Raw genomic sequence first — 8,009 nt, 5'->3', positions numbered from 1 at the left:
AAAAGAAAGGAGTATGGGCTTAATGGAAATGCATGAACTCGATGACAAAATCAAAAGGGCACTTTTTTGTAAAACAAACGAAATAGAATCGTCGGAAGAAACTTTCACACTAATTCTTGCCGGTCTTGAAAAGAAGCAAGCACGTAAGACTTATAAAACAAGCTATAAACATTACTTTATAGCCTTTATATGTGCACTTTCTGTGATATTTGGAACAACATTGATCCAATCAGGGAATGTAAAGTCTTCTGCCATGGAATTGATAAACACCATTAAAACAGTGATTATTTTGGATAAGAGTAATAAAGTGATTGAAAAGAATGCGGACGACGTAATTAAACATGCTGCCATTAGCGATAATACCCAGTTAGCCGCTGCTGCTACTTCAAAAAAAGTAGGTGTAAATGTCTTCTTTTTAGAAACATTTGCAGGATGTTTTCTGTTTAATCAAGTCAACGAATTAGAATCGTATCTAAGACTTCTGATCATTGCAAGAATGACACTTGCACAAACCTGGTATGACAATAAGTTTTGGCATAGGCAAACCCCATCATATTAACAAGGAGGAAAGTGGATGAGACGGGGAAACATTATCAAACTAGTAACGCTAGTGCTACTAGTGGCAGCAACTGTAGCTCTATCGATTAAACCCCTTACGAATCCCGATCCCGCGAAGGGCATCCCCTTGGGACTTGATCTACGTGGTGGAGTGCACTTGGTATTACAAGCTGAGCCAAATAAAAACGGCACTCCGATTACTAACGACGATATGGACAAAGCAAAAGCGATCATCGCGAAACGGGTCAATGACTTGGGGGTATCTGAACCTATAGTCCAAACAGACTATGTTAATAAACGGATGGTTATCGATTTAGCGGGGGTTTCCGACCCTGATAAAGCCGTGGATATTTTAAAAACCACTGCAAAGTTAACATTTAGGGACCCCCAAGGAAATATTGTGTTGCAAGGGGATGAACTATCTGATGCCAAGGCCGGCCTGGACCCCACCAATGCCGGTAGCTTTGTCGTTAACTTAACATTCTCACATGATGGGACTATAAAGTTTGGGGATTTAACTACCAAGTATCTCGGACAACAAATTGGCATATATTTGGATGACAAACTTCTAAAAAATCCAAAAGTAGCAGTACCCATTCTCAGTGGACAAGCGCAGATTGACAATTATACAACATTGGAGGCTGCAGCTAAAGATGCCGTCCTCATGCGTTCCGGTTCATTGCCGGTGAGCATGAGCGTTGCTGAGAAGCGTCAGGTGGGAGCATCTTTAGGGATTGACTCCTTACACAAAAGCATTAAGGCTGGAATTTATGGTTTAATCTTTATCTTTCTCTTTATGTTTGTTTGCTATAGGTTACCGGGGGTTGTGGCCGATTTCTCCTTGATCGTATATAGCCTAATTGTCCTTTGGATTTTTTGGATGTTTCGAGTGGTACTTACGCTACCGGGCATCGCAGGTTTTATCCTTTCCATTGGGATGGCCGTGGACTTTAATATCATTATCTATGAACGTATTAAAGATGAAGTTCGGGCCGGGAAATCCCTAAGGGCTGGGGTAGAATCCGGGTTTAGCCGGGCCTTTATTACGGTTATTGATGCCCATGTTACGACGTTCATAGCTGCGATGACCCTTTATTATTTCGGAACTGGTTCTATCAGAGGATTCGCGCTGACCTTAGGTGTCGGGATTATTGCTAGTTTGTTTACCGCGATTACGTTTACGCGGCTCGTGTTACGTTTAGTCGTGGGTATCAGTCCCAAATTAAGACAACATGGTTTGGCGTTAGGAGGGAGGCATAATGGAAAAAGGGCATCCAGCGGCTTATGATGAAGTGCAAAAGATACATCCACTCTATTTTAATATTGTTAAGAAACGGTATTGGTGGTTTGCTCTTTCGTTATTGGTTATTGTTCCAGGAATTATTTCCCTCTTCATGCAGGGGTTGAATTTAGGGATTGATTTTAAAGGCGGGACGATGATTGAGATGACGTTCAAGAAGCCTGTCACCCAGACTGCTATTACAGATACTATGAAATCTGTTGGGCTTGAAGGCCCGGTGCAGCTGTCCAATGGAAATACAGCTTTGATAAGAACCACTGCACTTGACCAAGCTAAACAAAACGAATTAATGACGGCTTTGCAAACCAAGGTTGGAGAGTATGAGAAAACGACTCTTAAGGTTGACTTAGTAGGCCCGGCGATGGGGCAAGAACTGACCCGAAACGCTTTTAAAGCTTTGATCATTGCCATTGGATTAATGATCGCCTATATTTCGTTTAGGTTTCAGTTTGTCTTTGCTATCTCCGGGATTATCGCTCTATTACATGATGTTTTAGTAGTCGTGGGCCTTTTCTCGTTGTTTCAATGGCAAATCGATTCGACGTTTGTGGCGGCAGTCTTGACAATCTTTGGTTACTCCATAAACGATACTGTGGTTATCTTTGACCGAATTCGTGAGAATGAAGCCAAGATGAAGCGTCGAGACAGTTATGAGGACATGGTTAATAAGTCAGTCTGGCAGACCATGCACCGATCCGTCAATACGGTCATAACGGTTCTGATCGCCTTGTTCTCAATATTTATCCTAGGTGGTGAATCGACAAAAGTCTTCTCTTTGGCTATGCTAATTGGGGTATTCAGTGGAGCATATTCTTCGATCTTTAATGCTAGCCAGATACTCGTAGAAATCAAGAAACATATGAAGCATACACGAGGTAAAGGCGGTAAGGCGGTTCGTACTTAAGCCCTAATACAAATGAAAGGTTGGCGTTTAAGCTCTTTTACAGGTCCAATACAGATGTGAGAAAAAGAACGTCCCTAAGAGTAAATGGCCTTTCTTGTTCAAAGAGGAATGAGGGGGCTATTGCTTTTGTAATCGCAATTATCGGACTTAATGACGTTAAAAAGGATTGTTTACCATATATCATCTTAGCATAGGTTTTACGTCATTTAGTTGGCCCTACCCCTTATATGGAACACAAGGCCAAAGGGAGGGTCTTGCGTGCCAAAGGCATTCTTCGCGGAACAAACGGATATATGAATCTCCAATATCTCCCCGGACATTTAAAGATCATAAACTGTGATGCCAGGGGCAATATGCTATGTATTATCGGGCGAGATTTGAACCGGCAGGAGTTGGTTGGCCTCTTTTGCGGGGAGTGATGTTTTGGTATATACCTATCTATGTTATAACCGGGTTTCTGGGCGCTGGAAAAACAACAGCATTAAACAATCTGCTTAACAAAAGACTGCTTAACAAAAGACTGCTTAACAAAAGGGAAGCGCAGGATATACAAATACTCGTGATCCAGTTTGAATGCGGTGAAGCGGATTTCCGGAGCAAGTTTCACAACTGTTATGTGATAAATTTCCCCAAAAAGGCCTTAGAAGAACATTCGGAGCAAATCTCAGAAAAAATGCATAGCTATTTGCTTGATCGAAGGTTCGGTGAAATCTGGATTGAATGGAATAGCGTTACACCCTTTGAACAACTGCAGACGTTGATTCTGCATCCGTCATTGAAGAATATATGCCGTATTGAGAAGGTCATTCATATGGCAGATGCTAAAATGCTGGAGGGATTGCTCCGTATTCAAGGCAGTGGGTTGTCAGAGCAAATTGCGAGCTGCGATTTCATGATTTTGCGGAATGTGCGCTCCGATGATGATTATTATCGTTTAAGGCAACTTATCTATAACATCAATCCCGGCGTAAAGATCTATGAAACGAAACAAGCCGAAGATATCTACTGCCAAGTCTATCGCCAAAGTCCTGTGAACATCATTATTAATGGATTTTTAGGAACTATGGCTAAATTTAGCTTAGTACAATTCCATAAAGACTCACGTAATAATAAGGACCAAAAACCACTGGTGTGAATGATAACTTACTAAATCATTTCGATGATTTGGCAACTTTGTTTTTCTTGAATTATTTCTTTATCTAGAGAGAAAATAAAGATGGATAATCCTGATCAGAGCACTCTGTTAATTGGGGATACACTATTTAAAAAGATATGTATTGACAAAAAAATAAATGTGTATACTATTAAACATAAATGCAAATGCCTTGCATTTGCATTAAATATTTTATAAATACATAGTAAGCTAATCGAAATTACCTTGAGGTGTCTAAGTGTGGATCAATAGACTAAGAATGAGGATGGAGGAGGAGTAATGCAAACGGAAATAATCTTAGTGGGACATGGCAGTCGAAGCTCAGAAGCGAATCAAGGACTTGTTGAGGTGGCTAATAAGGTTACTCACCTTCTCGATAGGCCGGTTACCCCCGCTTTTGTGTCTCGTGGTACACCGGACTTGTCGAGTGCTATTATAGTAAAAATATTAAGTGGGGCAACCCACATCATCATCATGCCCTTGTTCTTATTTCGTGGGATGTATGTTAGTACAGGCATTTATGAAGAAATTAAGGACATTAAGGGACAATTTCCTCAAGTTGAAATTATAGTTGCCAAAGAATTAGGAGCAGATGATATCATAGCCAATTTGGCATACTCGCGTATTAAGGAGGCCATTGGGACATAAATTTTCTGACTAATCCTTATGGAATTAATACGGGATCGTTTGCGATACAAACGGCTCTCCTGTTTGGTTAATACCGTCTGGTGAAATTCTAGCTAACTGGACGTAAAAGTATGACGAGGGGATCGGTGAACAAATGTCAGAGCGCTATTCTTAACGCTCTGGCATTTGTTCATTTTTTCTTGGGCTCTGACAGCTTCTTCTTTTGTCATATTCAATCATCTCCTGCAAAATAGTTTTACAGGAGATGCAAAGCTTCATAAGAGCTAATAGGAATATTTGCTTGAACAGTAAGAGATATGCTACGGAAACCACCGCGCCAGCGGTTTAGTGTTTTTCTATTATGTGTAGTTCAAGTTGGCGTCAGTTAGCATTCTTTGCTGATTAGCAAGGCTATAAAGAATCTGAGTAGAAAAACGTAGCTATACTATATTATACTAGGATTTATGAAGGAAAAATTCTTACAGATTACAATAGTATCTGAATTAATCTTTAGAATGGGGGTTATTTGTTGTTTGAGCCTGACTTTAGCCCTGAAAAATTTTTAGAACCTGAATATACTCCTGAGAAGTTTTGTACCAATGCTAGCAAGCAATTTACCGATCGGGAGGAGTTTCAAGCTGCCTTTCACAGAGTTCTTAAAGAAAAAGGACAGGGTCATAAGGTTCTTGTTTATTATGGGGTAGGCGGTATAGGAAAAACCAGTTTACTCACGGAATTGAGGCGACAGCTAAAGGATTTAGATCCTGGTAAACCAACTGCCTTAATAGATTTTAAAGAGCTAATACATTGCGCTCAGGACGATGCCTTATTTATCCTGCGGGAATCACTAAACCAAAGTATAAAGGGAAGAATACCATTTCCAACCTTCGATCTTGCTTTTGCTGTACATAAGAAAAAGTTAGAACCTCACATACCAATTCAGATTAGAGATTTACCTTTTTTAGAAGAAGGAGAATTAGTAGCTGACATTATTGATATGTGTGGGGATGTGCCCGTAATAGGCTTAGTTCCTAAGTTTATTAAACTTGTGACTAAAGGCCAAACAAAGTATGAACAATGGGCTGCAAATATTAAGGAAGACATTGCAATTATTGAAAAATTAGATCAAACTAAACTCGTTAAACTTCTGCCCTATTACTGGGCCAAGGATTTGAAACGTTATCTAAATAGAAACCAGCACAGCGTAGGTGCCGTGATTTTCTTTGATACCTACGAAGCTCTTTGGGAAATAAAAAAACAAGGCACTATACTTGAGCAAGATAAGTGGGTTCGAGAGTTAATTATTAACTTACCTCAAATTCTTTGGGTGATTTCCGGACGGGAAAAACTCCGATGGGTGGAAGATAAAGCCGAGTGGGCTAAGGTGCTTGAGCAACATTTAATAGGGAGTCTAGCCAAAGGTGATGCGGAATATTATTTAGACTCTTGTGGTATCAGAGAGAAAGATATTCGTTATGCAATAATTGAGGGAAGTAAGGGAGTTCCTCTTTATCTGGACATCTCTGTTGATACCTACAGAGAAATTATTAATAGACAGGTAATACCTACACCAGAGGATTTTGCCAAGACACCCAAGGAAGTCTTTACTCGTTTCATTCAATACCTGAGCTTGGCAGAGCTAGCAACATTAAAAATCCTTTCTATACCCAGATCCTGGGATTACAGTTTGTTTGCAGAACTAGTTGCCCAATTCAAAACAGGATATCCCTTCACAGAATATGGCAACCTATTTCGGTTTTCTTTTATTAGTCAATGGGACGGGCAACTTAGATGGAATATGCATGATCTCATGAGACAAAGTTTAGTAGATAATATCCAGCAAGAAACACCGATTGTTTTTAAAGAAGTCAATGAATCTATTTTCGAGTACTTTAACAGGCAACTTGAGGCAATCAACATAAAAAATATCTCCGAAAATGAAAAGCTAGCACTTACCGAAGCCTTTTACCAATTGGAACTAACTAAGGAATATGACAAATTATTTACCTGGTTTTCAGGAAAAGCATTTTTTTTAAAGGTGGTGGTCAGTGGGATTTATTAATTTCACTATATGAACACCTATTGTCAATTATCTCAAAGTCATACCAGGGAAAAACCCTTCAATTAGGGGAAATCTGTTATGAATTGGGTGTTTTAAACCGCCTCCAGGGCAGGTTCCAAAAGGCTGCTTACTTTTTGGATCAAGCAATTAGCACATGTGAAGAAATTAACCTAAAGACCCCTGGAGACAATACTTCAATGCTTTTAGCCTACTGTTATCAGGATTATGCTCAATTAATTGGCTTATCAAATGAAGTAGTTCTACAATACTATCAAAAATCTAAAGAATACTATAATATGATGTCATCTAGAGAGTCCTTGGATGTCATTTGCCGTTATGTACTAATGCTTACGCGATTGGGGAAATTTCAGGTCTTTTTATCTCGTAATGAAGAAGCGAAGGAAAGTTATCAAGAGGCTATAACAATCTGTATTGAGGCTCTTAGAAAGAATCCTGATCACGGACCTTTGTATGGAGCTTTAGGACAGGCTCAAGAAAAAATAGGTGAATTATATTCAATTAACGAATATTATCATCAGGCGGGAAACTACTATCAGCAAGCATTAAATTCACTGGAGCGGGCCTTGGAATTATCAACAAATATAGAATATATTAATATATCTCATGATAAAGCCTTTACCCATAAAAGGCTGGCTGAATACTACGAGAAGAAAAGTAATGTTGTTGAGGCTAAGGATAATTATAATACGGCGATTGGTATCTATAGCCAAATTATCGAGCTTTCACCTAGTTTTATAACGGCTTATATAAATAGAGGACATGCGGCAGTTGACCTAATGAATTTACAAATTGAAAATGGTCAGTTTGTCGATGCTCTCGCTAGTTTTGAGTTAACTGTTAAAACCTTTGAGTACGTTATTAACGAAGTTCCAGAACAGGCTAGTGCCTATAATAGACTTGGATGTGCCAACAGAGTTATGGGTGATATGAATGTCCGAATGGGTAATATTGGACAGGCTGGAAATTCATATATAAAAGCACTGGATCTAATGGACCAGGCAATTCAGGTTTCGAATGGCAATTATATCTACGCTTTTAATGAAAAAGGTCTTACATACTTGCAAATTGCCCAGATATCTAAATCAAATGGATCTATCACTGAGGCAAGGGAAGCATTAATGAATAGCATCAAATGCTTTGATGAAGTGCTGATCAGAACCCCAGATGCTCATTATGCAAAACAGCATAAAGAAGAAGCCGTAAGACTTCTTAATAGTATTATTTAATTCTGAACCCTCAAAAAAATCGTAACTTTAATTTGATACTCTACAATAAACCCTATGATTGAAATGATTTAGGGGTGGAATTTTTCTGCTTTTAGCAAATGAAGGATAATGAACTTCAACTAACTCCCCATAAACTGTGACGCATTGGTAGGATTATA

At 39.2% G+C, this 8,009-nt stretch carries 6 protein-coding genes and 1 pseudogene; all 7 read left to right on the top strand.

What is annotated here, in order from left to right; genetic code table 11:
* Positions 1-559 (top strand): annotated as a pseudogene (locus DOT_RS00915) (hypothetical protein); the annotation flags it as partial.
* A gap of 15 nt (positions 560-574) precedes the next feature.
* The gene (gene secD / locus DOT_RS00910) at positions 575-1,846 is read left to right on the top strand and encodes a protein translocase subunit SecD (protein ID WP_009612901.1); all 1,272 of its coding nucleotides are present in this window, start codon (positions 575-577) and stop codon (positions 1,844-1,846) included.
* A complete protein-coding gene (gene secF, locus DOT_RS00905) occupies positions 1,818-2,762 on the top strand; it encodes a protein translocase subunit SecF (RefSeq protein ID WP_009612900.1) in 945 nt (314 codons plus the stop codon). The genes secD and secF overlap by 29 nt, the downstream gene beginning before the upstream one ends.
* A gap of 358 nt (positions 2,763-3,120) precedes the next feature.
* Positions 3,121-3,897 carry a GTP-binding protein gene (locus tag DOT_RS00900; RefSeq protein WP_050809798.1) on the top strand — a complete coding sequence of 259 codons (777 nt, stop codon included), beginning with the start codon at positions 3,121-3,123 and terminating at the stop codon, positions 3,895-3,897.
* A 297-nt stretch (positions 3,898-4,194) separates the two neighbouring features.
* Entirely contained in the window at positions 4,195-4,563 is a 369-nt protein-coding gene (locus DOT_RS00895) for a CbiX/SirB N-terminal domain-containing protein (RefSeq protein ID WP_009612897.1), read from the top strand.
* 508 nt (positions 4,564-5,071) lie between these two features.
* The gene (locus DOT_RS00890; protein WP_009612895.1) at positions 5,072-6,604 is read left to right on the top strand and encodes an ATP-binding protein; all 1,533 of its coding nucleotides are present in this window, start codon (positions 5,072-5,074) and stop codon (positions 6,602-6,604) included.
* An 83-nt stretch (positions 6,605-6,687) separates the two neighbouring features.
* The gene (locus tag DOT_RS00885) at positions 6,688-7,851 is read left to right on the top strand and encodes a hypothetical protein (protein WP_009612894.1); all 1,164 of its coding nucleotides are present in this window, start codon (positions 6,688-6,690) and stop codon (positions 7,849-7,851) included.
* Positions 7,852-8,009: the final 158 nt, after the last annotated feature.

It is taken from the genome of Desulfosporosinus sp. OT (assembly GCF_000224515.1).
GTDB lineage: Bacteria > Bacillota > Desulfitobacteriia > Desulfitobacteriales > Desulfitobacteriaceae > Desulfosporosinus.
The sequence above is the reverse complement of the archived record's forward strand: the minus strand, read 5'-3'. Positions and strand labels throughout refer to the sequence as shown.

Excerpts from the sequence above, each read along its gene's own strand:
- secD (WP_009612901.1), top strand. The coding sequence starts at position 575 with ATGAGACGGGGAAACATTATCAAACTAGTAACGCTAGTGCTACTAGTG.
- secF (WP_009612900.1), top strand. The coding sequence starts at position 1,818 with ATGGAAAAAGGGCATCCAGCGGCTTATGATGAAGTGCAAAAGATACAT.
- DOT_RS00900 (WP_050809798.1), top strand. The coding sequence starts at position 3,121 with ATGTATTATCGGGCGAGATTTGAACCGGCAGGAGTTGGTTGGCCTCTT.
- DOT_RS00895 (WP_009612897.1), top strand. The coding sequence starts at position 4,195 with ATGCAAACGGAAATAATCTTAGTGGGACATGGCAGTCGAAGCTCAGAA.